The 23,190-nt window shown below is 46.2% G+C and carries 20 protein-coding genes and 1 riboswitch; of the genes, 5 read left to right on the forward strand and 15 right to left on the reverse strand.

All coding sequences use genetic code 11. The annotated features are described in order from the left end of the window. Positions 1 to 52: 52 nt before the first annotated feature. From licT to A5878_RS15900, 6 genes are all read right to left on the reverse strand, one after another. Entirely contained in the window at positions 53 to 895 is an 843-nt protein-coding gene (licT, locus tag A5878_RS15875) for a BglG family transcription antiterminator LicT (protein ID WP_005230655.1), read from the reverse strand. Positions 896 to 1,173: 278 nt separating this feature from the next. Then, positions 1,174 to 2,079 (reverse strand): EamA family transporter RarD, encoded by a 906-nt coding sequence (gene rarD, locus A5878_RS15880; protein WP_005230654.1) that lies wholly within the window; start codon positions 2,077 to 2,079, stop codon positions 1,174 to 1,176. Positions 2,080 to 2,234: 155 nt separating this feature from the next. Then, positions 2,235 to 3,671 (reverse strand): MDR family MFS transporter, encoded by a 1,437-nt coding sequence (locus A5878_RS15885; RefSeq protein WP_034869469.1) that lies wholly within the window; start codon positions 3,669 to 3,671, stop codon positions 2,235 to 2,237. Next, complete coding sequence (locus A5878_RS15890; RefSeq protein WP_005230651.1) at positions 3,668 to 4,108, reverse strand: MarR family winged helix-turn-helix transcriptional regulator; 441 nt, start codon at positions 4,106 to 4,108, stop codon at positions 3,668 to 3,670. The genes A5878_RS15885 and A5878_RS15890 overlap by 4 nt, the downstream gene beginning before the upstream one ends. Positions 4,109 to 4,258: 150 nt before the next feature. Beyond that, complete coding sequence (locus A5878_RS15895; protein ID WP_005230648.1) at positions 4,259 to 5,245, reverse strand: tRNA-dihydrouridine synthase; 987 nt, start codon at positions 5,243 to 5,245, stop codon at positions 4,259 to 4,261. 146 nt (positions 5,246 to 5,391) lie between these two features. Next, complete coding sequence (locus tag A5878_RS15900; protein WP_005230646.1) at positions 5,392 to 5,952, reverse strand: TIGR00730 family Rossman fold protein; 561 nt, start codon at positions 5,950 to 5,952, stop codon at positions 5,392 to 5,394. A gap of 86 nt (positions 5,953 to 6,038) precedes the next feature. Here A5878_RS15900 and A5878_RS15905 point away from each other — a divergent pair, with 86 nt between their 5' ends. Further along, positions 6,039 to 6,380, forward strand: coding sequence for a MazG nucleotide pyrophosphohydrolase domain-containing protein (locus A5878_RS15905; RefSeq protein WP_005230638.1), 342 nt, complete (start codon positions 6,039 to 6,041; stop codon positions 6,378 to 6,380). A 149-nt stretch (positions 6,381 to 6,529) separates the two neighbouring features. On the opposite strand, the gene A5878_RS15910 is transcribed toward A5878_RS15905, so the two are convergent. The 9 genes from A5878_RS15910 to A5878_RS15955 form a co-directional block, all read right to left on the reverse strand. Beyond that, complete coding sequence (locus tag A5878_RS15910; RefSeq protein ID WP_005230628.1) at positions 6,530 to 7,543, reverse strand: ABC transporter substrate-binding protein; 1,014 nt, start codon at positions 7,541 to 7,543, stop codon at positions 6,530 to 6,532. Continuing rightward, positions 7,536 to 8,318, reverse strand: coding sequence for an ABC transporter ATP-binding protein (locus A5878_RS15915; protein WP_005230626.1), 783 nt, complete (start codon positions 8,316 to 8,318; stop codon positions 7,536 to 7,538). Before A5878_RS15915 ends, A5878_RS15910 begins: the two co-directional genes overlap by 8 nt. 4 nt (positions 8,319 to 8,322) lie before the next feature. After that, complete coding sequence (locus A5878_RS15920; RefSeq protein WP_005233272.1) at positions 8,323 to 9,396, reverse strand: iron ABC transporter permease; 1,074 nt, start codon at positions 9,394 to 9,396, stop codon at positions 8,323 to 8,325. Between the two features lie 470 nt (positions 9,397 to 9,866). Next, a complete protein-coding gene (gene ribE, locus A5878_RS15925) occupies positions 9,867 to 10,340 on the reverse strand; it encodes a 6,7-dimethyl-8-ribityllumazine synthase (protein ID WP_005230622.1) in 474 nt (157 codons plus the stop codon). Positions 10,341 to 10,361: 21 nt separating this feature from the next. Next, the gene (locus tag A5878_RS15930; protein ID WP_005230620.1) at positions 10,362 to 11,573 is read right to left on the reverse strand and encodes a bifunctional 3,4-dihydroxy-2-butanone-4-phosphate synthase/GTP cyclohydrolase II; all 1,212 of its coding nucleotides are present in this window, start codon (positions 11,571 to 11,573) and stop codon (positions 10,362 to 10,364) included. Beyond that, positions 11,551 to 12,138 carry a riboflavin synthase gene (locus A5878_RS15935; protein WP_005230617.1) on the reverse strand — a complete coding sequence of 196 codons (588 nt, stop codon included), beginning with the start codon at positions 12,136 to 12,138 and terminating at the stop codon, positions 11,551 to 11,553. The genes A5878_RS15930 and A5878_RS15935 overlap by 23 nt, the downstream gene beginning before the upstream one ends. After that, positions 12,123 to 13,199: a bifunctional diaminohydroxyphosphoribosylaminopyrimidine deaminase/5-amino-6-(5-phosphoribosylamino)uracil reductase RibD gene (ribD, locus tag A5878_RS15940; RefSeq protein ID WP_086295772.1), complete on the reverse strand. Its 1,077-nt coding sequence runs from the start codon at positions 13,197 to 13,199 to the stop codon at positions 12,123 to 12,125. The genes A5878_RS15935 and ribD overlap by 16 nt, the downstream gene beginning before the upstream one ends. Before the next feature lie 112 nt (positions 13,200 to 13,311). Continuing rightward, positions 13,312 to 13,450, reverse strand: a riboswitch (FMN riboswitch). 193 nt (positions 13,451 to 13,643) lie between these two features. Continuing rightward, positions 13,644 to 16,292 (reverse strand): HAD-IC family P-type ATPase, encoded by a 2,649-nt coding sequence (locus tag A5878_RS15950; protein ID WP_005230611.1) that lies wholly within the window; start codon positions 16,290 to 16,292, stop codon positions 13,644 to 13,646. A gap of 341 nt (positions 16,293 to 16,633) precedes the next feature. Beyond that, complete coding sequence (locus tag A5878_RS15955; protein WP_005230609.1) at positions 16,634 to 17,269, reverse strand: NAD(P)H-binding protein; 636 nt, start codon at positions 17,267 to 17,269, stop codon at positions 16,634 to 16,636. 600 nt (positions 17,270 to 17,869) lie between these two features. Between A5878_RS15955 and A5878_RS15965 the strand changes: the two genes are divergently transcribed. The 4 genes from A5878_RS15965 (at position 17,870) to A5878_RS15980 (ending at position 23,061) form a co-directional block, all read left to right on the forward strand. Continuing rightward, positions 17,870 to 18,871, forward strand: coding sequence for a bile acid:sodium symporter family protein (locus A5878_RS15965; protein ID WP_005230603.1), 1,002 nt, complete (start codon positions 17,870 to 17,872; stop codon positions 18,869 to 18,871). Further along, on the forward strand, positions 18,807 to 19,907 hold the full coding sequence (locus tag A5878_RS15970) for an iron-containing alcohol dehydrogenase family protein (RefSeq protein WP_005230601.1): 1,101 nt from the start codon (positions 18,807 to 18,809) through the stop codon (positions 19,905 to 19,907). The genes A5878_RS15965 and A5878_RS15970 overlap by 65 nt, the downstream gene beginning before the upstream one ends. A 168-nt stretch (positions 19,908 to 20,075) precedes the next feature. After that, on the forward strand, positions 20,076 to 21,959 hold the full coding sequence (locus A5878_RS15975; RefSeq protein WP_005230599.1) for a glycosyltransferase family 2 protein: 1,884 nt from the start codon (positions 20,076 to 20,078) through the stop codon (positions 21,957 to 21,959). Between the two features lie 352 nt (positions 21,960 to 22,311). Beyond that, positions 22,312 to 23,061, forward strand: coding sequence for a SagB/ThcOx family dehydrogenase (locus A5878_RS15980; RefSeq protein WP_086295773.1), 750 nt, complete (start codon positions 22,312 to 22,314; stop codon positions 23,059 to 23,061). The last annotated feature ends 129 nt before the right edge of the window (positions 23,062 to 23,190 follow it).

Genomic DNA, 23,190 nt, shown 5'->3' on the forward strand with positions numbered 1-23,190 from the left:
TTCAATCTGGGTATTGCCTGCCTGACAGTAACAATCCGTTAATGATTGAATGTTAATTGGTTTGATCATTGACGACACGTTCGATGTGGATCGTTAAGTAGATCATTTCTGATTCACCGATCGATTTGTCGTAGGTTTTGATCAAGTACTCGTTGATCCGTTGGACCGTTTGAAACGCTTTAGGGTACTTCGATTGCACAAGGGCAAATAAAAATTCATCTTTTTCCCCCGAAAGTTCATCGCTTAAATAGCGCTGCGCAAAATACTGTAAATGCGTGGTGATCCGTTGATAGTTCAAGGAATCTAGGTTAAAGACTCGTCCATAAAAACGACTGATGATCGCCAGTACGTCACGAACGATCTCTACCGCTTGCATCGTGGTTTCCATCGTACCATTGGCTTGTTCGCTATTGACGATATGAAAGGCGATAAAGCCAATTTCCGATTCCGGCAATGAAATCCCGAAGACTTTTTCAAAATAAGCAACGGCATCTGCTGCAACCGCATACTCTTTCGGATAAAATTTGCGGGTCTCAAACAACAATGGATTCGGCAGCTCAATGCCTTCACGTGCCCGAACCAGCGCATAATGGATATGGTCGGTCAGTGTCAAATAAATATTTGGCGACAGCTCGATCCCCAAGGACGCTTCTGCATCATCCACCACTTGCTTGACGGCTTCGACTTCTTCCACAGGAATGTCTGAAAACAATTGCTGAAACTGATTTGCGGTAAAGGTATCCTTTAACACAAATTCTTTTTCGACAAAGGCTTCATCCACTGGATCGCCGACTTTTTTCTTAAACGCAATGCCGCGACCCATATAGATCACTTCCTGACCGGCATCATTGGTCGAGATGACGACATTATTATTTAAAATTTTTCCAATAATCATCGCTTTCCCTCACTCCAAAATAAAAAAACCTAGAATCTCCCCATTAGCGCGCTACGGTCAATTCTGGTTTTGCCTGCCGAACAGTAACAATCCTTGTAACTGAAAGAATAATAACACACCCCTGTGGCAGATGCAACCCTTTTCAATCAGAATTTCTGCAACGTGCTTTTCCTTTGTTATACCATTGAACAATTCTCCTTGCAACTTCCTTCACTATCTAAATTGAGTTGTTTTTTAATAAAAAAAGGAATGGCTCAGCTGCAGCCATTCCTAATGTATCAAAGTTGCTTTCTTTGCTGTCCCATGCGCCGCTCTTTCATCGCCGTTCCTAACGTACCATAGGTGAAGACAGCGATCCCCAGCCAAATAAACGCAAAGGCGGAAAATTGGGCCAGTGAATAGGTTTCGTGAAACAAAAAGATGGCTAACAAAAGCATGATTGTCGGGTTGACGTATTGAATAAACCCAAGCGTAATGTAAGAAACATTTTTCGCGGCTTCCGCAAACAGCAATAGCGGAATAGCCGTCACGATCCCAGCACCCATCAATAAGAGATTGGTTTGCAAGGGATAATTCATAAAGCCGACGGTTGAAAATCCTAAAATATACACGAGGGCAAAGGGGAAAATCACCATCGTTTCGATCGTTAACCCAGTAACCGAACTAATGGGGATCCTTTTTTTGATCAAGCCATACGTACTAAAGGAAAAGGCCATGATCAGTGAGGCATAAGGAATCGTTCCTGTTTGGATCGATAATAAGATCACCCCGATACTTGCCAGCAGACACGCCAGCATGCCAGTACGACTAAGACGTTCCTTCAAAAAAACGGTCGCTAACAAGACATTGACAAGCGGATTGATATAATAGCCTAAGCTGGCTTGCATCACGTGGCCCGCACTCACCGCGAAGATAAAGGTGAACCAGTTGATGGAGATCAGCACAGAAGCTAAAACGATCAGTCCAGCAAATGCTTTGTTCTTCCACAGCAGACGCGCTTCTTGTAAAAATTGCGTTTTCTTCCCAGAAAGCACGATAAACAACACCATAAAAACAAAGGACCACACGATTCGGTAGCACATCGTTGCTAATGGCGAAACCCCAACGATTATTTTCCAATATAGTGTGACCAAGCCCCATAATACATAGGCAGACAACCCAAAATAAACGCCTTTATTCTTCATTTTCTCCCTGATTTTTTTCCATTAAAACAAGTCTTTCCTGAAAAAAAATACTCCTCCTAAACCATAAGTTATCTTATTATATCGAATTTTTTGGTTTTTCATAGAGTTTCATGAAATAAATCAAGAAAAGCACCCTTCAAAGAAAGGTGCCCTCTTTATTCCAGTGGTTCTTCTGCACCTTCCAGCCACACGGCTTCTGGCTTCTGATCACGAATCAAGAATACCCCCGTTGCAAACAACATTCCCGAAGCGATCGTCATCAATAAGAAAGAAACATTCATCCCATGAAGCAGTGCACTTGTTCCTGTTAAGGTCGTGCTTTTTTGCGCCACACTATTCATGATCCCGACAAATAATGCTGTCCCGATGGCGCCTGCCACCGTTCGCAAAGAAGTCAATAACGCTGTTCCATGTGCCGTCAGCTGCGGCGGAATATTTTTATTTCCCCACGTCACGAAGGGCATCAACAAACAGCCTGTGGCGGCACAGCGCAGCATGTTCAAAACCACTGCTACCCAAATACCCGTGTGCATATGGATGAAATACATACCGATGTTGCTCAAGACCAGTGAGCCGCCGCCAAAAAGTGTCAACAGACGGATGCCGACTTTGTCATAGATTCGCCCAGCCACGGGACTTAAGAAAGCCGAGACCAGTGAGCCTGGCAAAACGACTAATCCCGAGATCGTCGCTGATTTGCCTAAAATCGACTGCACGTAAAGCGGCATCAGCATCGCCGAACCCATCAAGACCAAGTAAAGCATGATACTGCCAAAGACACTGATGGCATACTCTTTTGTTTTTAAGACCCGCAGATCCAAAAATGGGGTTTTCGCTCTTAACTGACGGAAGACAAAGAAGACCCCTGCTACCAAACCGATCCCTAAGGTTCCTAAAACCGGCAAGCTGAAAAAGCCATAGCTGCCGATATTGCCAAAGCCTAAAGTGATCCCACCAAAGGCGAAGGCACTCAAAACAAAAGAGGTCTGATCAAATTTACTGTTGCTTACTGGCAACACATCATCAAAAACCTTTATGGCCCAAATCAGTGAAATCAAAACGATCACGGCAACGATATAAAAAATCGCATGCCAGTTCAAGCGGTCCACGATCACCCCAGCAAGAGTCGGTGCGATCACGGGTGCCGCGGTGATCGATAATCCATACCAGCCCATCACCACACCGATACGATTGATCGGATAGATCGATAAGAGGATCACTTGCGCCATCGCGGTCAAGATTCCATTGCCTACGGCCTGCAAAATACGAGCAAGCATCATGACTAGAAAATTGGGCGCTGCAGCACAAAGCAGCAAGCCCACCAACGCAATTCCTAAGGCAGCGAGATACAGCTTTTTGGTTGGCACACGATTCATAAGATATGCCGTCAAGGGCATAACGATCGCCATCGCCAAGGAATAACCGCTAGTCAGCCATTGGCCCGTAGTGACGGAAATCTGCAGGTCAGTGACAATGGCGGGTAAAGCCGTCGTCAAGGCGGTCGCCAACATGGATACGGCAATACATGTAATCATTAAATTAATAAAAATCAGCGTCCGCTGACGTTCCGTTCGTTGGACTGTTTCACTCAATCAACGTCCGCCTCCTTCTCAAGATAAAACTGTTCGATTTTTGCTAAGGCTTGACCAAAGGCTTGTTTTTCTTCTGCCGTCAAATAGGTCAGCATTTCTTGGTGCGCCTTGCTGCGTTTTTCTTTCATTCGCTGTGCCTCTTCCTTGCCTGCTTCCGTCAGCGAAATCAGATGGCTGCGTTTATCTTTCGGATCGACTTCTTTTTGGATCAGCCCTTTTTCAGCCAGTTTTTTTAGTAGTTCGCCAGTGGATGTCGAGCGAATCGCTAAATACGCGGCGAGATCTTTTTGGGTCAACGTCCCTTTTTCGTCCAATACCAGTAGGCAATTGAACTGTCCCCGACCTGGCATAAAACGCCCATATTTTTGTTCCGCATACCGCCGATTTAATTTATACACTTCAAACAATCGTTCCACGATTTCTTGTTCGGAAACCATCGACCTTCAGCTCCTTTCGCCTCTTCACTATTTAGATAGGTACCTAATTAAAAGTCTGTTCTCCATTTTACATAGGTACCTACCTATTGTCAAGGAAGGATTGACAATGAGAGCGGGTACAGCAACCAAAAACGAAAAAAGCATTGAAACTTACGCTTCAATACTTTCCTCGTGGTTCTTTTTCTCCGCAAACTCTGCCAGCAGTTGCCGGACTTCATCCGTTGATTTGGTATTCATCAATTTTGCCCGCAAATCACTGGCTCCAGGGAAGCCTTTGACATAGATTTTAAAGAAACGATGCAATCCTGCGATCGAGCGTGGCACCATTTTGGCGTAATGGTCCTGCAGATCTAATTGCAGCTGCAACAAGCCTAATAGCTCTTCTGAGGTATGCTCTTTCGGTTCTTTTTCAAAGGCATAGGGATTCTTGAAAATACCCCGGCCGATCATGATTCCGTCTACGCCATATTTTTCTGCTAGCTCCAAACCTTTGGTACGATCAGGGATATCGCCGTTGATCGTCAGCTTCGTTTGTGGGGCGATTCTATCCCGCAAGGCAACCACTTCAGGAATCAATTCCCAATGGGCATCGACCTTGCTCATTTCTTTGCGGGTTCGCAAATGGATCGAAAGGTTGGCGATATCCTGTTGCAGGACATGGGTCAACCAAGCTTCCATTTCTCCTAGTTCGGTATAGCCCAAACGCGTCTTGACACTGACCGGCAGACCGCCAGCTTTGGCTGCTTGGATCAGCTCTGCAGCAACTTCTGGTCGCAAGATCAAGCCGCTGCCTTTGCCTCGTCCAGCAACGTTTGGCACTGGGCAGCCCATATTTAAGTCGATCCCTTTAAAGCCCATCTCCGCTAAGCCGATACTCATCTCACGGAAATACTCTGGCTTGTCGCCCCAAATGTGGGCTACCATCGGTTGCTCATCTTCGGTGAAGACTAAACGTCCCCGCACACTGTCGCGTCCTTCTGGATGGCAGTAACTATCGGAGTTGGTAAATTCCGTAAAGAAAACATCTGGTGCGCCGGCAGCTTGAACGACATGTCGAAAAACGACATCGGTGACATCTTCCATTGGTGCTAGGATAAAAAAAGGCTTCGGCAATTCAGCCCAAAAATTTGTTGTCATGATTTACGCTCCATTTCTTTGTCCAAGGATCTTATTTTATGACCCCACTTGCAAAACAAACCCCATTATACTAAGAATGCGTCAAAGAAGCAAAAGAGCAAGACGACACCCGCCGGTGCTTCGCCTTGCTCTTTTACAACAGATACTTAATACTGCCGAATAACTGGCGGTTCGTAGGCTTGAATAAAAGCTTCAAGCTCCTGGGTTGTTTGCGCAAAACCGATTTTTTCGCGATCGGCCTGCGTCAAGAACTCATTTTCCACCATATTGTCATACAAGGCTCTCGTTGCGCGGTAAAAATTGTTCACATCATAAAAAGCACACGGATTCGGGTTTTGACCGATTCTTGACCATGAGATCATCTCCGTGATTTCTTCCAGCGTACCAGGACCGCCTGGCAGTGCGACAAAGGCCTGCGACAATTCGAACATTTTTCGTTTTCTTTCTGACATCGTCTCGACGACATGGAGTTCGGTCAATCCAGGATGTGCTAGTTCCCGATCTTTCAAAAAGGTTGGGATCACCCCGATCACCTGACCGCCATTTTCTAAGACAGCATCTGCCAGCACGCCCATCAAGCCCGCTTTTCCGCCGCCATAGACCAGCGTATTTTGCCGTGAAGCGATCCACTGCCCCAATTCTTGGGCGGCTGTTGCAAAACTAGGTTCATTACCGACACTGGCACCACAATAGACTGCAATTTTCATAAAACTCTCCATCATCCTTCTCAATCATTTTGAAATAGTATATCATGATTCTGATAAAGGTTCTGGGAAAGGATGGAAAAAAAATTATGAACATTGAGGAATATCAACGATTTATCAGTGACTTCTACAAAGCCCGCAACTGGTATCAATATGATCCGTTTATTCGGGCGAATTTTTTAGCAGAAGAAGTCGGGGAAGTGAGCCGTGCCATTCGGACATTGGAGATTGGCCGTGACCGTCCCGATGAACAAGAAGGCTTGCCGGAAGAAAAACTGGCAAATCTGACGGAAGAATTGGGCGATGTACTGGATAACTTATTTATTCTCGCCGATAAATACGATATTTCTCTAGAAACGATCATGCAAAAACACAAAGAGAAGCTATTGTCTCGCTATCAAATGAACCATATGACAGAAAAAAATAGCTAACGGGATACTTGTTGCGGAACGGGCAGCGGCAAAGGTTGCTTTTCTTAAATACAAAAAACCAACGTTTCTGTGGTCGATCGGCCAGTGAAACGTTGGTTTTCTTCTATTATATAAAAAGTTGGTTCTCCTTTTTATGCAATAGGAGGTGTTTATTGTGCCATTTGCTCTACCAGTTCTTCCAAACCAGTCAAGGCTTGGTAGCCGTAGCCAAAGAGATAATTGTAGTCCATGCTGTAGACTTGTTTGTTTTTGATGGCTTTCATGCTGGAGAGTTTGTCATTTTTGTACAAGCCTTCAATGATTTCTTGACCAGAAACACTGCCTTCGATCGTTGACCAGTCGCCGACGATCAAGACATCGGGATCCGTTTCGATCAAGGTTTCGACACTGACTTCTCCTGAATAGTCTTGAAACACATTGTTCAGTTTGATCATGTCAAAGTTACTGTTGAAAAAAGACTCGTCTTGAGCGGCATAGACACTGACCACACTTGGATCAGACATAAAGAGATGGGCAAAGGTTTGCTCTTCTTTGTCTGCTACTTTTTCTTCCAAGGCACTCTGGCGATCCTTTAATTCTTTTTCAAAAGCAGCGGCTGCCTCGGGGACATTGAAGAGCTTACCAAGGTTTTCAATGTCTTGATACACAGAATCAAACGTCGCCCCAGTGACAGAGGTTTCTTGGACGTAAGTCGGAATGCCCATCTCGTTCAAGGAATCAACGGTGCCAACGCCCCAATCTTGATTATCAAAAAGTCCTCCGCGGCCAAAAATCAAATCTGGATCCACACTGAGCGCCGTTTCTTTACTGATATAGTCGCTGCCCAGGTCGTTTAGTTCTGCGTAATCAGCAGCAACTTCCTTATCAGCGGCACCAAAGGTTGCACCGACACCCGCAATCTGATCCTTGAGGCCGAGATGCAGCAGCAATTCCGCTGCTGGTCGTGTGTTGGCTACGACTTTTTTCGGTGCTTCATTAAAGGTTTGGTCCTTGGCGGTCCATTGCGTACCGCCTTCTGCTTTGGTGTAGTTGCTGATGGTTAAGGGATACGTACTTTCTGCCTGTGAGGAAGAAGCCGAAGTTCCTTCATCCTTCGTATTGCCGCAAGCGCTTAATGTAAAGACTGCCAATCCTACCCCAATCATTTTTCCCCATTTATTCATCTGTTTGCTCCTTTTCAAAATAATAATGAAACCCTAATCCGCCTGTGATCGGATGATGGTAAATACTGCATTTCACGCCATAGATTTCTTCGATCAGTTCTTCTGTCAGCAGCGTTTCTGGTTCGCCATACCCTACGACCCGACCATCTTTTAAGGCATAGATGATGTCGCAATAATTGGCTGCTTGTTCCAAATTGTGCAGCGCCGCCAACAAGCCAATCTTCAGATGCTTGACGGTCTCTAAGATTTCCAGTTGATATCGGATATCCAAATGATTGGTCGGCTCATCGAGAATCATAAATTTCGGTTCTTGGGTGATGGCACGAGCAAGGACGACCCGCTGTTTTTCGCCTCCTGATAATGAGAGGTAGCTGCGTTTTCTGTAGGCACTTAACCCTGTTTTGGCTAAGGCTGCGGTGACCAGCTCATGATCGGCTTTAGTGTCTTGTTCCAACAAACCCTTGTGGGGCGTGCGGCCTAAAAGCACCATCTGTTCTACTGTTAAATCAAAGCTCAACTCATTGAACTGACTGACGACGCTGACTTGCTGGGCGACTTTTTTTTCGGAACTTTTCAAAATATTCATCTCACCTAAATAAATGTCGCCGCTGTCAGGTTTCAACGTTTTGTAGATAGCTTTTAACAATGTAGACTTGCCGCTGCCGTTGGAACCAATCAAGCCGACAAATTGCCCCTGTGCGGTTTGGACGGAGATGTCTTTTAGAATCTGTTGGTCCCCGATCGTTAGATTGAGCTTTTCAACTGCTAATTTCATTCCGTCACCCCCCAAAGTTGTATTGCCGTTTGACAATGATATAGATAAAGATCGGTGCGCCAATCAGCGCTGTAATGATCCCGATCGGCAGTTCGACTCCTTGCAGGGTCGAGCGGGCGATCACATCCGCCCAAATCAAAAACAACGCGCCTGTCAAAGCGGTCAAAGGCATCAACAGGCGATGATCCGACCCGCTGACTCCACGTACGATATGAGGAATGATCAAGCCGACAAAGCCGATCATACCAGAATTCGCAACGATGATACTGGTTAATAGCGCTGCTAGCAGCATGTAAAAACGACGATAGAAGGTCAGCTTGACCCCTAAGGTGGAAGCAACTTCATCTCCCAGCAAAAGCGTATTCAAAACACGGTATTGCGTCAGGAAGAACAGCGTGATCAAAGAAACCAGAACCACGATAAAGCCCAATTTGTTCCAAGAAGCCGAGGCTAAGCTGCCCATCGACCAAAACGCCACAGTCTTCATCCCTTCTGCATTGCTAGCCAGATAGATGATCAAGTTTGAAACAGAGCTGCATAAGGCACTGACGATCGTCCCCGACAGCACGAGTTTTGTGGAAGTCATTTTCCCACCGATACTAGCAAGCAGCAGCACCAAAATGGTGGCAATCCCCGCTCCTGCAAAGGCACCAAACGATAAGCCCAGCTGCAAGACTAGCGCCGAGCCGCCAAAACCGACTAAGATGGCGAAGGTCGCCCCTAAGGATGCGCCTGAAGAGATCCCTAAGATATAGGGATCTGCCAGCGGATTTTGGACCACCGCCTGCATCACTGCCCCGCTGATCGCTAACCCCATGCCCACAAAAATAGACAGCAAGACCCGCGGTGCCCGAACAAACCAGACGATATTGATGTTTGCGTCTGAAATGCCTGAAAGATCACCAACCAATCCATGGCTGATTTTATAGAAGAGAATTTGATAAACTTCGCCAAGGGTGATATTGGCTTGTCCGTTTGCCAAAGCAACTCCTGCAGATAAGAGAATGGCGACAACTAAAACACAGCAAATGATTGTCGAAACCATCCAACGATTTGATTTAATCAACCCTACCGACATGTGATTCTCCTTTATTCAGCACGATCCTCTCCTGATTTCACAGCAAAAACAACCTGACTGTTGCCTCGCCACCATCATAAAAGAAGCATCTGTGCGTTTTTTCGCTTATAACAGTTCTTCTCATGAAAAGCGCCAAAGCCATGTACTGCTTTGACATCTATTTGCAAATGAGAATCACTCTCAATGAATAGAGTCATTATAAGGAACCTTTTGTGAAATGTAAATAATTTTCTGAAAATTTCCTTAAATAAGAGTTATTCTAATGTTCGTGATTGATTGGGCGTTTTCCTCTCCATTGACCTATCGAAAATACGGTACCCGTGAAGAAGCGAATCCTTTGGCAAAAATAATCCCATGCTTTTAAATGATGAAAAAAGACAGACTTCATTTTGTACGAAGTCTGTCTCCAGTCTGATGCCTATGCTCAGGCAGGCTTGTTCTTGTAGCTTCCCTTTGTTCGAACGTGAAACCTATGCGTTGCCAAGGATTTGCTGATTCAACGAAATCATCTCCAAAAGACCTTGAGCGGCTTCACTGCCTTTGTTGCCGGCTTTGGTTCCCGCCCGTTCAATGGCTTGTTCGATTGTTTCAGTCGTCAACACACCAAACATGATCGGAATGTCGGCATTCAGACCAATTTGGGCTACGCCTTTCGCCACTTCATTTGAGATCAATTCATAGTGAGTCGTTGCTCCGCGAATCAAGGCACCTAATGTCACGATCCCATCGTATTGCTTGTGGTCAACGATTTTTTTGGTAATATACGGAATCTCATAAGCCCCTGGTACCCAATACACATCGATGTTTTCTGCTTTGACTCCATGACGCAGCAAATTGTCTTTGGCGCCTTCCACTAACTTGGAAGTGATAAACTCGTTGAATCGTGAGACCACGATCCCTACTTTGACTGCCTCTCCCTGAAACGTTCCTTCAAATACTGTCATCGCTCATTCTCCTTTGGTTGATTAAATAGATAGGTAATGGTGAAACTTTTCTTTCTTCGTTTTCAAATAGCTGCTGTTTTCTTTATGCGCAGGCATCTCCAGCGGTACCCGTGCTACTACCTTGATCCCTAAGCTTTCTAATTCCTTCACCTTGTCAGGGTTGTTGGTCATCAGTTGAATCTCCTGCACTTCTAAGGAACGTAAAACATCGGCGGCAAACGTGTAATGACGAGCATCTGCTGCAAACCCCAATGCAATATTTGCTTCATAAGTATCCATGCCTTGTTCCTGCAGCTGATAGGCACGGAGCTTGTTCCGCAAGCCAATACCGCGGCCTTCTTGGCGTAGATACAAAATCGCACCGCGGCCTTTTGCTTCGATCTGCCGCATCGCTTCTTGTAGCTGTTCGCCGCAATCACAGCGATGAGAGCCGAAGACGTCGCCTGTTAAACACTCTGAATGGATCCGTAGTAACAGCGGCTCGGTAGTATGTTGAATCTCGCCTTTGGCTAGTAAAAGGTGTTCATTGCCGAACTCATCTTCAAATAAGGTCAATTGGAACGCCCCATAAGCCGTTGGCAGATCCACCGTGATAGGCGTGGTTCCTCGTAGATATTCCGCCAACTCATCAATGGTCAAAAACGGCAGCTGCCATTTTTCTGCTAATTTTTTCAATTCTGGGACCCGAGCCATCGTGCCATCTTCATTTAAAATCTCACAAATGTAGGCTGCTTCCACGCTGCCAGCAAGCTTTGCTAAATCCACAGCCGCTTCTGTATGTCCTCTGCGTTCCAACACGCCGCCAGGTTGAGCGGTCAAAGGGAAGATATGACCAGGGCGATAAAAATCCGCAGCTTGTGACGCAGGATCAGCCAACTTTTCAATCGTCACTGCCCGGTCTTTCGCAGAAATTCCCGTACTCGTCGTCACGTGATCGACACTGATGGTAAACGCGGTGCCAAAGGCATCCGTATTATTGGCGGTCATCTCAGGCAATGCCAGCTTTTCAGCGATCGCTTGTGAGATGGGTGCACAGATCAAGCCGCGGCCATAAGTCACCATAAAATTGACGGCTTCTGGCGTTGCGTATTCAGCGATCCCAATCAAATCTCCTTCTGATTCCCGATTTTCATCATCGGCGACAATCACTAAGCCGCCTTTTTTTAACCATTCCACTGCTTGTTCTACTTTATGCATCGTCTGCCTTCTTTCATTTTCGTTGGTATTTGACATATTTCCCGATCATATCCGTCTCGATATTGACCCACTCCCCTTGTTTCAACTGCCCCAGCGTCGTCTGGTCTTTGGAATGGGGGATCAAGCTAACGGAAAATGCCTGTGCCGTCGTCTGGGTAACCGTCAAACTGACGCCATTGATCGCAATCGACCCTTGCGGAATGATTTCCCCTTGCACACTGACAGGATAAGCAAACGTCAAGATCAAGGCATTTTCCAACTGCTTTTTCTGGATCAAACGGGTCGTTACATCAATGTGGCCAGCGACAAAGTGGCCTTCAAAACGCTGCGTTGCTGCCATCGCTCGCTCCAAATTGACTTCGGCACCCACCGAGAGTTGTTTAAAGGTCGTTCGTTGAAAGGTTTCTGGCATGATATCCACCGTAAACGTCGTCGCTTGTTTGGCGATCGCCGTCAAACACGTCCCGTTGATCGCCATACTGTCTCCGATCTGGTAATCCGCCAGTAATCCTTCGGACGCACTGCAAGTTAGCTGGATCGTGCGGCTTTGCTTGCGGATCTCTTTGATGCGGCCTTTTTCCTGAATCAATCCTGTGAACATTCCTCTGGTCTCCTTCCTCGGATGCAAACATCTTCCCCAACTGCAGTCACCGTCACCTCTGTTAGCTGCTGCAGCTGTTTCGGGGTACGCTCACTGGTAAAACTTGCGAGACTATTGCCCCCAAGAAACTTTGGCGCCACATAGGCAATGCTTTCTTGCCACAGTCCGCTGGCTAAAAAGGCATCATGGATCGCAGCGCCTCCTTCTACGTAAAGCGATTGGACCTGTCGTGCGGCAAGCTCCTTCAGCAATGAAACAATTGTCAACTCTTCCAGCTGGATCACTGACACATGAGCTGGCAAATCACTGACAGTTGTCTGCTGCGTAAAAATCCACACAGGTGCCGAATCATCGACAAACAGTGCCAAATGGGGTTGCGACAGCGTTCGCCCCCGACGGTCTAACACGATGCGAATCGGCGGAAAGCTGGTTTCAACCGTGGTCAATAAGGTGGGATCATCCGTCAACACCGTCTGACTGCCCACTAAGATTCCTTGATAGTCCCCACGTTCTTGATGGACGTTTTGCCAAACCGCTGAACCAGTGATCGCACTGCGGGTCAACGCATCATGAGCGATCCGGCCATCTAAAGTGATCGCTTGCTTCAACGCCACGTAAGGTCGCTGATGCTGATGGTAAAAATTATAGTGTGGATTCAAACGTCGCACCGCTGTTTCTTCGATGCCCACCAACACGTCGATGCCCTGTTCTTCTAAAAAGCGCTTGCCTTGTCCAGCCACGATTGGGTTAGGGTCTAACTGGCCGACGACTACCTTTTTGATGCCACTGTCGATGATCAGCTGGGTGCAAGGCGGCTGTTTTCCTTGATGGTTGCAAGGTTCTAATGTCACGTATAAAGTCGAATTGATTAGGTCTTCGGAGGAATGGCATTGTTCGATGGCGTTTCGTTCCGCATGGGGCTGCCCATAGACTAAGTGAGCCCCTTTGGCAATGACCCGTTGCTCTTTGACGATCACAGCGCCCACTAGCGGATTGGTAAAGGTTTGGTAGCGCCCTTTTTTGGCTTCTGCGATCGCCAAACGCATGTATTCGTTATGCATCTTCCTTCCTCCTTTCAATAAAAAAATGCCTCGTGAGAATCTCACGAGGCATAGACAAACAAGACCGGCAAAAAATCAATTTTAGACGCACTGCGCCCCTTGAAATTTTGTGGTTTTTCTTCTCCCATCCAGACTTTCACTGTCGGTGCCAGATTCACACTGGCTCCACCGCATAGCTATGCGGGTCACGGACTTCAAGCATTGCGCTTGTCACCGTCGGTCGGGAATTACACCCTGCCCCGAAGAATACTATTCAATTCATGTGCATTTTAGCCCGACCATTTTTGTTTGTCAATAGGCCTGATTACAAGCCGATAGGAATTCCTCTTGGCTTTTTCTTTTGGCAACCCCAAAGCAGCGACAGCAGAAATCTCTTGTCGTTCCGCCATTTTCCTAAGCTGCAGCAAGGCGGTTTTGCCTGTGAAAAACACGAGAAAACCTAGGTTAAATATTTTTTCTCGAACGAAGCCATTTATCAAACTCCGTCACGAGTAAGACGACCATCCCAGAAGCTGCTGAGATGACCCAGCCGATCAAGGACATGTCCTCAGTATGAAAGGCGCTTTGCATAAATGGAACATAGGTCAATAACAGTTGCAGAACCAGCATCACACCAATGATCACGAATGCTTTTGGATTGGTGAAGGAAGCTTTAGAAAACGCTGGTGCACTTGTACGGATGTTGAACAAATAGAAAATCTTACTCAAGACCACGATATTGACCATCATGGTACTGGCAACGGCTTCGCTGACGCCTTGCAGCAAGAGCCAGTCATGAGCGATCAAACTGATGACTGCCATCAAGATCGATACATACGCCATCTGCCAAATATCGTGGCGATTCAACAATTTATTGCCTGTCTTTCGCGGTGTGCGGTTCATGATCCCAGACTCTGCTGGTTCAAAGATAAACGCAAACTGGATCGTAATAGCAGAAACCATGTTGATCCACAGCAGTTGCGTCGCCTGCAGCGGCAATTCTTTTTGCATCATGATCGTAAAGGCAATGATCAGCCCTTCGGCAAAAGATGTCGGCAACAGAAACAGAATGCTCTTTTTGATGTTGTCATAGATCCTGCGTCCTTCGCGAATCGCTAAGGACATGGTACCGAAATTGTCATCGGTCAAGATCATATCAGCAGAGTCTTTGGCTACATCCGTGCCGCTGATCCCCATCGCTACACCGATATCCGCCCGCTTCAACGCAGGGGCATCGTTGACTCCGTCCCCTGTCATCGCCGTGACTTTGCCTTTGGCTTGTAGCGCTCTGATAATGTCCAATTTATTTTTCGGCGTGGTTCGTGCAAAGACTTGATTCGTCAAGGCAGCATCTTGAAATTCAGCTTCACTCATCTGATCCAACTCGGCACCAGTCACGACGTGAATCTCATCCGCTAAGCCAAGCTTTTCCCCAATCGCTTTGGCGGTCAGAGGGTGATCGCCAGTGATCATTTTCACTTGAACACCGGCTTGGTTCATTTCCTTCAGGGAGGCAATCACTTCTTCTCGCGGCGGATCGATGATCCCAGCGATCCCTAGTAATTGCAGCCCTTGCTCAAAAATCGTTTCATCAATGTGATCAATCGAAACTTTCTGATAGCCCACCGCTACCACTCGTTTGCCTTCTGCCGACAAGCGGCGGACATGGTCTGTCCAATAGGCTTCATCAAAAGGCGCCGCTTGTTTTTGCACCATTTCAAACAATTTATCTGGGGAGCCTTTAACAAATAGCAAGCGTTCCCCCGCAGGGTTTGCCACTAGTTTCGCCATGTAGCGGTTGTCCGAATCAAAGGGCAGCATATCCAGCTCTTGGTAAGCAGGTGCTTGCGGATAGGCAAATTGCTTATGATACAGCGTCAAGAAGGAGCCATCTGTTGGTTCCCCATTGATCGTCCAGTGATTTCCTTCTGGCACTAATACCGTATCGTTGGCTTCGTAACCAGCTTCCAAAAACAACTGCAAGGTGTCTTGCGCGTGGACGTCCTCCTGCTTTGGACGAATTTCTCCCACCGGCGCATAGCCGTCACCCGTCACTTCATATTCCTGCTCAGCCAATACGATGTCTTTGACCGTCATTTCATTTTTGGTCAGGGTACCTGTTTTATCCGTCGCGATCACATCCACTGAGCCTAGCGTTTCAACCGCTGGCAGCGTTTTGATGATGGTGTGCTTGTTTTTTGCCATGTCGCTGACACCCATCGCCAAAACCACCGAGGTCGTTGCTGGCAATCCTTCTGGGATCGAGCCGACGATCATGGTGACAACGGCTAAGGATAAGACAGAGATCGCATAGGTCTGCTGGAACAAGCTGACGACAAATAGCAAGACCGCCACGCCCATGATCACATAGGTGATGCCTTTCCCCAGTCCATCAATCTCTTTCATCAACGGCGTTTTTCGTTCTTCCGTTTGATTGACTTCAGCTGAGATTTTCCCGATTTCAGTCGTGACGCCAGTAGCGATCACGATCCCTTTCCCGCTTCCTGACGTCACGGAAGTCGAAGCAAACGCCAAATTCCGTTGTTCCGCTAATGGCGTTGCTTCATCCATTGAGGCATCTGTTATTTTTTCCACCGAATCGGCTTCACCAGTCAAGGCGGATTCTTGGATACGCAAGTTGTCGGCTTCGATGATTCGCAGATCTGCGGGCACATTGTCACCAGCTTCTAGGAATACGACATCCCCTGGAACGACTTCGGCAGCTGGAATATCTTGACGAATCCCATTCCGATAGACCGTGGCTTCTGCTGATAGCATCTCTTTGATCCGTTCTAACGCATCGGAAGCATTCGCTTCTTGGTAATAACCGATCAACGCATTGACCAGCACGACGATGCCAATGATCACGGCATCAGAGAAATGCCCCATCAGCAGCGTTAAGATGGCAGAGAAAATCAAAATGTAGATGATCGTGTTATGGAATTGTCGCAGCAGCAAACGCCACTTGGCGGTTTTTTTGACCGCTAATTGGTTCAATCCGTAGGTTTCTAACCGCTCGGTTACTTGCGCCTCAGTCAACCCTTGATCGATTGACGGCACCTGATACTGTTCGATTGTTTCTGACACTGATAACTGAAACTCTTTTTTATTCATTTTTTTCTTCTTCCTTTTCTTTTTCATTGATGGATAACACAAATAAGCCCCTTATTTAGAAACTGCTCCTAAATAACGCGCTGTTGTTTGTCTCCTATTCAATTAAAAAGTAAGGCAAGTCAAAATAGTGTTTCTGCTCACCGTCACTCGAGTCGCTTGACATTCGTTTACCACCCCCTCTAAAGTTAGCAATAAGCGTAACAAACTATTTTTCCAAAGTCAAGAGTCACCGCTTTCAAAAATGAAAAGTGGCTGGCTTCTTCACAAAAAAAAGCCGCACGCCAACGATTCATTGCCGTACAGCTCCTTCAGTACATTCTCTTCAAGCCCAAAGGCTCGCCTTAAAGCTGATCCAGTGCCTCGCTGATGGGGGTTTCCCCAGCTTGGACTTTGATGACTTTTTGATAAGTTGCTGGACGTTCCAGCATTTCACCTAACAAGACGGCGACATCCTCGATGGGGATCGCACCAGAGGTCGTTTCACTGATCTCGATCAAACTAGAACCTGGCGTTTCTTTCAACGCACCCGGCTGCAAAATCGTATAGTCTAGTGCGGTGTTGTCGATCAGCCAGCGATCAGAGAAAAATTTGGCGATCGTGTAATCCATCAATGACGCCATGCCTTCCCTTTGCCACTGTTCAGGTTCTAAGGCATAGGCTGAGCTAAGGTGGATGTAGCGCTTAATTCCTTTTGCTTCAGCGGCTTGCATCACTTTGACCGCACCATACAGATCAGATTGCAGCAAGTCTTTGCCTCGGGAACCCGCCACGAAGTATACCGCTTCCGCATCTGCGAATTTCGCCGCCATCTCTTCCGGTTCTGTGTGTAAATCAAAGAACACGGGCTTGATCGTCTCCGTTTCTGTGATTTTCTCACTGCTGCGCGCACCAGCATAAACGATGTGTCCTTGTTTTTCTAGAAAGGTGATCAATTTTTGGCCTACTCGTCCAGTAGCACCAACGACAAAAATTTTCATTTTCTTTGCTCCTCTCGTTTCTTTTTCCAACTCTTGCTAGTATCATCGTAGGACAAAAACCAAGATCCAACAACTATTCTGTTTCTAAACGAAGGGGAAAAAAGCACAGCACAAACCAATTCTTGCTGTTTTTCCCCATAGAAACCCATGTTTTTTAAAAAACACCCAAAAAAATGAAAAAAATTTTCTCAAACAATTGACAAAGCGTTGACTCTTTTGTAGACTAGGTAGAAATAATTTAAATATTTAGAAAATTCCAAATAAAGAAAAGGACGGTGGCGTATATGACCCGCACCAATGTTAGCAAACGAATTATTTTATTATTATAGTCGGGACTGTTTGATTTTATACATTCAAAGAGTCCCTATTCACATTGCATCCAAAAAGAAGAACAGCTTCTTGAGATGGAGTGTTTTTTTATACCCATTTTCAAGAAAGCGGCCTTTTGCAAGCTGACACCTTGATGTCAGATAGATCCAAAACGCTCGTTGACCAACTGCTGCCGATTCCCCGCGGTTATGCACTGCACTTATTCTAAAGACCCCTTCTGTTTGGACACTTGATTGGTCAAGCAGAAAAAAGGAAGGATGATTTTTTATTATGAAAACCGTCAACACGATCGCTGCTTTTGTAAACAAGTATTTGATCTACATCATGATTTTATTGATGATCGTCTCTTATTTTTTCCCGCAACCCTTCTTATGGATTCCGCCTCGTACAACGATTCTTTTGAGCATCATCATGTTTTGTATGGGGATGACTCTAAACGTTGCTGCGTTTAAAATGGTCGTCTTACAGCCCAAAGCATTCATCTTAGGGGTGCTTTTCCAGTTCACCATCAGCCCTTTGGTGGCTTACGGCTTAGCGCAGCTGTTTGGTCTTTCTTCCAGTTTGATTATCGGTTTTGTCTTACTAGGCTGCGTTTCTGGTGGAACCGCCAGCAATGTCATGACCTTCATCGGCAAAGGCGATGTCGCCCTCACCGTTTCCATGACCACGGTATCGACCTTGTTAGCGACCGTCGTTACACCCTTTTTGGTTTATGTCTTGGCTGGTCAGTACACCGAGATCTCCTTCTGGGAAATGCTCTTGTCTGTCTTGCAGATGGTGCTTTTGCCAATCATTTTAGGGGTGATCGTCCACAAACTCATTGCCAAGCACATCGAGCGATTTCTGCAATCATTTGTGTTGATTTCTTCCGTCAGTATCTTATTGATCGTTGCAGGAACTGTCGCTCGCAACGGCGCCGTCATCGTCCAATCTGGCTTGATCGTGATTTTCTTAGTCTTGCTCCATAACTTGATCGGCTACGGCGCAGGCTATGGTCTGAGCCGTGTGATGGGCGTCAGTGCCACCCAAGCCAAATCCATCATGTTTCAATTAGGAATGAAAAATACTGGCCTAGCGATCTCGTTAGCCAATGCCCACTTTGCCGCCATTGCTGCAGCCGTTACCCCTGCCGCAGTCGGCATGGTGATCCATCAAATTACCGGACCAATTTTAGCCAATCTCGTGGCCAAGAAAGAAGGAGAAAAGTATGAGTCAAAGTATCTTTTTGCCAAACTACACAATCGGGGCGGACGCCTACGAAAAAGTAAATGACATCGTAAAACCATACGGCACCAATGCCGTGATCATCGGCGGAAAAACCGCCCTTGAAAAAGCTGAAGACAAGATCAAAGCCGCTTTAACGTCAGCAGTCCAAGTGACGGATACCTTGTGGTACGGCGGCAACTCGACCTATGAAAACGTCGATCAGCTGTTCGCTACTCCAAGTGTCCAAGCCGCCGATGTTCTATTCGCCGTTGGTGGCGGCCGCGTCTGCGATACCGTCAAAGTGGTTGGGGAAAAAGCTGGCAAACCAGTCTTCACCTTCCCAACGATTGGCTCCAACTGCTCACCAGTCACCGCGGTTTGTGTCATCTATAAAGAAAACGGCGAGATGCAAGGGTTGTTTTTCCCTTCGCAACCGCCGACCCATGCCTTTATCGACAGTGAGATCATCGCCCAAGCCCCCGACAAGTACTTATGGGCAGGAATCGGCGATGCCCTCTCCAAAGAGATCGAATCGACATTTTCAGCGCGGGGCGATCAGTTAGATTACACCGATGGGTTAGGCATCCAAATCGGCAAAATGTGCACGGAACGCTTATTGCAATACGGCACACAAGCCTTGAAAGACAGTGCCGCCAATCAGCCGTCTTATGCCATTGAGCAAGTCGTCTTGGATATCATCGTAACCACCGGCTTAGTTTCCGTCTTAGTCGTCAATGATTACAACTCCGCCCTTGCTCATTCCTTTTACTACGGAACGACCGTTTTGGAAAAAATGGAAGACTATTTACACGGCGCATCCGTTAGTTACGGCGTTTTGGCCTTGTTGCAGCTCGATCAGCAAGATGCCCTCTTCCAGCGCATCTACGCCTTTATGAAGGAAAACAAACTGCCGGTTTGCCTAGCAGATATGGGCCTTAACGACACCAGCGATCTTGAGGCAATCTTAGACAAAGCAATGACCACCAATGACATCGTCCACGTGCCTTATGAGATCACGCGAGAAATGTTTAAACAGGCAATCCTAGACGTGGAAGCCTATCATGCCAAACAAAACCAAGCAGCATTGGCAGCTGCCAATTAAATGAAACCCTCCAGCAATTCGTTGCTGGAGGGTTTTTGTTTGGCCTTTTTCTCTTCTTCGTACTTGTCCTCCTTCTTCTTTCTCACATGTTAAAAAAATGCAATCGTTTACTTTGATTTATTTTTAAAAACTTATTACTATTTTAGTATAACAAAGGAGGAGATTGGTTTGGAATTGGTTTATTTATCTGGGTTGTTTTTGGTCATTTTCTTGTTGTATTTTCTGGCAAAGAAAAATAATCGAATCAAACAGCTGTTTTCGAAGATCACGATTGCTTTTCTGTTTATTTACTTGGTTTGGCGTTTATTTTTCACGATCCCGATTGATAGTTCTGCTTCACTAGTATTTGGGATTATTCTCTATATTGCGGAAGTCATTGGTTTATTTGTCTATGGCTTTTTTGTTTACCTTTTTTCCAATAAGCTCTCAAAAGAATACCGCTACGAGGGGGATGAAGCAGAAGAATTCTTGCCAAGTGTCGCCGCTTTTATTTGTACTTACAATGAAGACATCAAGCTGGTGATCGCCACCGCACTGGCTGTCAAAGCCTTGAAATACCCCAATAAAAAAATCTATATCTGCGATGATGGCCATCGAGAGGAACTAAAAGAAATGGCCGAGCGAATGAACCTCGGCTATTTGACCCGCGAAGGAAATGCCAATGCTAAAGCTGGGAATATCAACTATGCCTTGTCCCAAACCAGCAGTGACTTGATTTTGCTTCTGGATGCTGACTTTATCGTCAAAAAGAACATTATTTTTGAAGCTGTCGACTATTTCCGCAATCCTAAAGTTGCATTGGTGCAATATCCACAAACATTTTATAACAAAGATCCTTTTCAATTACTGCGCAAATCCATGTACAACGAACAGGAATTATTCATGCGCTTTCTAGAACCCGCACTTTCTCGTGAGAATGCTTTGATCCATATCGGTACCAATGCCATCATTCGCCGCAGTGCCCTTGAAGAGATCGGCGGCGTTCCTACCAGCAGTATCACCGAAGATATGGCGACCGGGATGCTTTTACAAGACGCCGGCTATGAAACGATTTTTATCAATAAAGCCTATGCCTTGGGGATCACTCCTTACACTGCCAAAGAGCTGACCTCACAACGGACTCGGTGGGCGCAAGGAACGAAACAAATTTTTGACCACTTCAAACCGCGCCGCTTAAAAGGGTTGTCGTTCATGCAAAAACTTTGTTATTACAACTCCTATTTGTATTGGTTTACCTCTTTCCAAAAAATCATCTTTTTATTGGCACCAACCTTATTTATGGTTTTTGATATCTTTATCGTCAGAAGCAACAATCACCAATTGTTGCTGTTCTTTTTACCGCCTTTCATTATGATTTCCCTGTCGTTTCGGCTGTATGTCCCTAAGATCAGGAACCTGACAAGTTCCCACATCTATGATTGCTTTGTCGCTCCTATCCACACCGGGGCATTGATCAAAGAATTTATGAAATCACAGAAAAAATTCAACGTGACCAAAAAAGAGATCGTCGGCAGCAACGCCTTTGATTGGCGAACCGTCTTGCCCCACATCATCCTCTTTACTTGGATTTCCTTTGCCTGTCTGGTAGCTGGGTATCGTTTGTACCGAGGAGAAGGGTATGAATTCGGCTATATCGTGACCTTGATTTGGTCGCTCTATAACCTCTATGGCTTGTTTTATGCCATTTTGATCGGGAAAAACCGTTTTATCGAAAGTGATAGTGAAGCCTTGAGTATCGCCATCAATCGTCAGCTTTCTTATGATGCCAAGACGTTCGAGATGTATCAAATGAGTTTCAATGGCTTCCGTGTCCGTACTCATCCCGAGCAAACCTTCATACCAGGTGAAAGTTACGTCTTTTACGATGATAAGCGTCGCTTCACTATCAATTCGATTTGCCTAGAGGATCATGGCTCCTATGTGACTTTTGCCTTTAACAATCTAACACCGCAATCTGCTGAAGAGCTTGCCAGCTACTATAGCGACCAGCTCAATGCTGCCAAACAGTTGGAATTTGATATGGAGGAAGAAGTCGCAGAAATGAACAGTTAGTCCCGCCCCCTTTGTCGCAAGAGACAAGGGGGCTTTATTGATTCCAGACGGCTCCTCAAAGGGCTGTTCCCCATCTAATGATGATTGTCTTCCTTTAGATAACACTCTGGCATTTGCTGCATACTTTTCCAATGATCATTGATTGAAAGAGCCAGAACAGAATCTAGACGATTTCTCGATAGTAAATACTTTTTAAGCCTTTAGAAAATATTAAAGAGTCTGCTTTCCCTATGACCTGATTGAGCTGATGCGCTTGTCACCGCTCACAAATTTGTGAATAAAAGCGCATGAAAAAACAATCCTTGTTATACTTATAAATAACACGAAGCCCTTAGAAAAAGGAGGAATCCTTATGACCCGTTACAAACGATTTCGCTTTGCTCATTTAGTCGCTCTTTTGGTGCTGGGCTTACTCCTCACTGGCTGCAGTGCGGATACGGCACCAATTGAAGAACAACCGACTGCCAACACCGCAACTTCTTCCGAACCAGCAGTTTCCTATGAAACCTTTCCATTGCCACAACCAATCTTAGACGGGGATACCAGTGTGGCGGAAGCTCTCTTCGAGCGGCGCTCGCAACGGGATTTTCAAGATACTGAGCTAACACAAGAACAGTTAGCACAGCTTTTATGGGCCGCTGCCGGTGTCACTACAGAAGATGGTCGCCGCACAGCGCCTTCGGCTGGTGCCTTGTATCCCTTAGACCTCTATGTCGTGGTCACACAGGTAACGGGGCTTGAGCCAGGGCTTTATCTGTATCAACCTGAGCAACATGCCTTAGCAAAAGTTCTTGCCGGCGATTTTCGGACCGCATTGGCGGAAGGTTCGTTGGATCAGCCAGCGATTCAATGGGCACCTGCCACATTGCTTTATACAGTGGTTTATGAACGACTGATCGAGCGCTATGGGGACCGAGGAATCGAACGCTATGCCTATATCGAAGTCGGTCATTCCGCCCAAAACGTCCTTTTGCAGGCCCAAGCGTTAGGCTTAGGCGCTGTGCCGATCGGCGCCTTCACGGATTATGAACTCACAGAGCTGCTGCAGCTGCCAACGGAAAATGAACCCCGCTATTTGATTCCTGTAGGCGTTATTGAGTAACACTGCCGACGAACGAAATCCAATTTTCATGGGACTGATGAACTGCCGTTAGAAAACGGCAACTGGCAAGGTTGATTTTCCCAGAAAAACCAGTAGAATCGAAAAACCACCTGCAAAAACAGCAGGTGG

This window comes from Enterococcus sp. 3G6_DIV0642 (assembly GCF_002140635.1).
GTDB lineage: Bacteria > Bacillota > Bacilli > Lactobacillales > Enterococcaceae > Enterococcus_D > Enterococcus_D casseliflavus.

What these genes read in the sequence shown, in the direction of transcription:
- licT (WP_005230655.1), bottom strand. Translation starts at nt 895, where the DNA reads ATGATTATTGGAAAAATTTTAAATAATAATGTCGTCATCTCGACCAAT.
- rarD (WP_005230654.1), bottom strand. Translation starts at nt 2,079, where the DNA reads ATGAAGAATAAAGGCGTTTATTTTGGGTTGTCTGCCTATGTATTATGG.
- A5878_RS15890 (WP_005230651.1), bottom strand. Translation starts at nt 4,108, where the DNA reads ATGGTTTCCGAACAAGAAATCGTGGAACGATTGTTTGAAGTGTATAAA.
- A5878_RS15895 (WP_005230648.1), bottom strand. Translation starts at nt 5,245, where the DNA reads ATGACAACAAATTTTTGGGCTGAATTGCCGAAGCCTTTTTTTATCCTA.
- A5878_RS15900 (WP_005230646.1), bottom strand. Translation starts at nt 5,952, where the DNA reads ATGAAAATTGCAGTCTATTGTGGTGCCAGTGTCGGTAATGAACCTAGT.
- A5878_RS15905 (WP_005230638.1), top strand. Translation starts at nt 6,039, where the DNA reads ATGAACATTGAGGAATATCAACGATTTATCAGTGACTTCTACAAAGCC.
- A5878_RS15910 (WP_005230628.1), bottom strand. Translation starts at nt 7,543, where the DNA reads ATGAATAAATGGGGAAAAATGATTGGGGTAGGATTGGCAGTCTTTACA.
- A5878_RS15915 (WP_005230626.1), bottom strand. Translation starts at nt 8,318, where the DNA reads ATGAAATTAGCAGTTGAAAAGCTCAATCTAACGATCGGGGACCAACAG.
- A5878_RS15920 (WP_005233272.1), bottom strand. Translation starts at nt 9,396, where the DNA reads ATGTCGGTAGGGTTGATTAAATCAAATCGTTGGATGGTTTCGACAATC.
- ribE (WP_005230622.1), bottom strand. Translation starts at nt 10,340, where the DNA reads ATGACAGTATTTGAAGGAACGTTTCAGGGAGAGGCAGTCAAAGTAGGG.
- A5878_RS15930 (WP_005230620.1), bottom strand. Translation starts at nt 11,573, where the DNA reads ATGTCAAATACCAACGAAAATGAAAGAAGGCAGACGATGCATAAAGTA.
- A5878_RS15935 (WP_005230617.1), bottom strand. Translation starts at nt 12,138, where the DNA reads ATGTTCACAGGATTGATTCAGGAAAAAGGCCGCATCAAAGAGATCCGC.
- ribD (WP_086295772.1), bottom strand. Translation starts at nt 13,199, where the DNA reads ATGCATAACGAATACATGCGTTTGGCGATCGCAGAAGCCAAAAAAGGG.
- A5878_RS15950 (WP_005230611.1), bottom strand. Translation starts at nt 16,292, where the DNA reads ATGAATAAAAAAGAGTTTCAGTTATCAGTGTCAGAAACAATCGAACAG.
- A5878_RS15955 (WP_005230609.1), bottom strand. Translation starts at nt 17,269, where the DNA reads ATGAAAATTTTTGTCGTTGGTGCTACTGGACGAGTAGGCCAAAAATTG.
- A5878_RS15965 (WP_005230603.1), top strand. Translation starts at nt 17,870, where the DNA reads ATGAAAACCGTCAACACGATCGCTGCTTTTGTAAACAAGTATTTGATC.
- A5878_RS15970 (WP_005230601.1), top strand. Translation starts at nt 18,807, where the DNA reads ATGAGTCAAAGTATCTTTTTGCCAAACTACACAATCGGGGCGGACGCC.
- A5878_RS15980 (WP_086295773.1), top strand. Translation starts at nt 22,312, where the DNA reads ATGACCCGTTACAAACGATTTCGCTTTGCTCATTTAGTCGCTCTTTTG.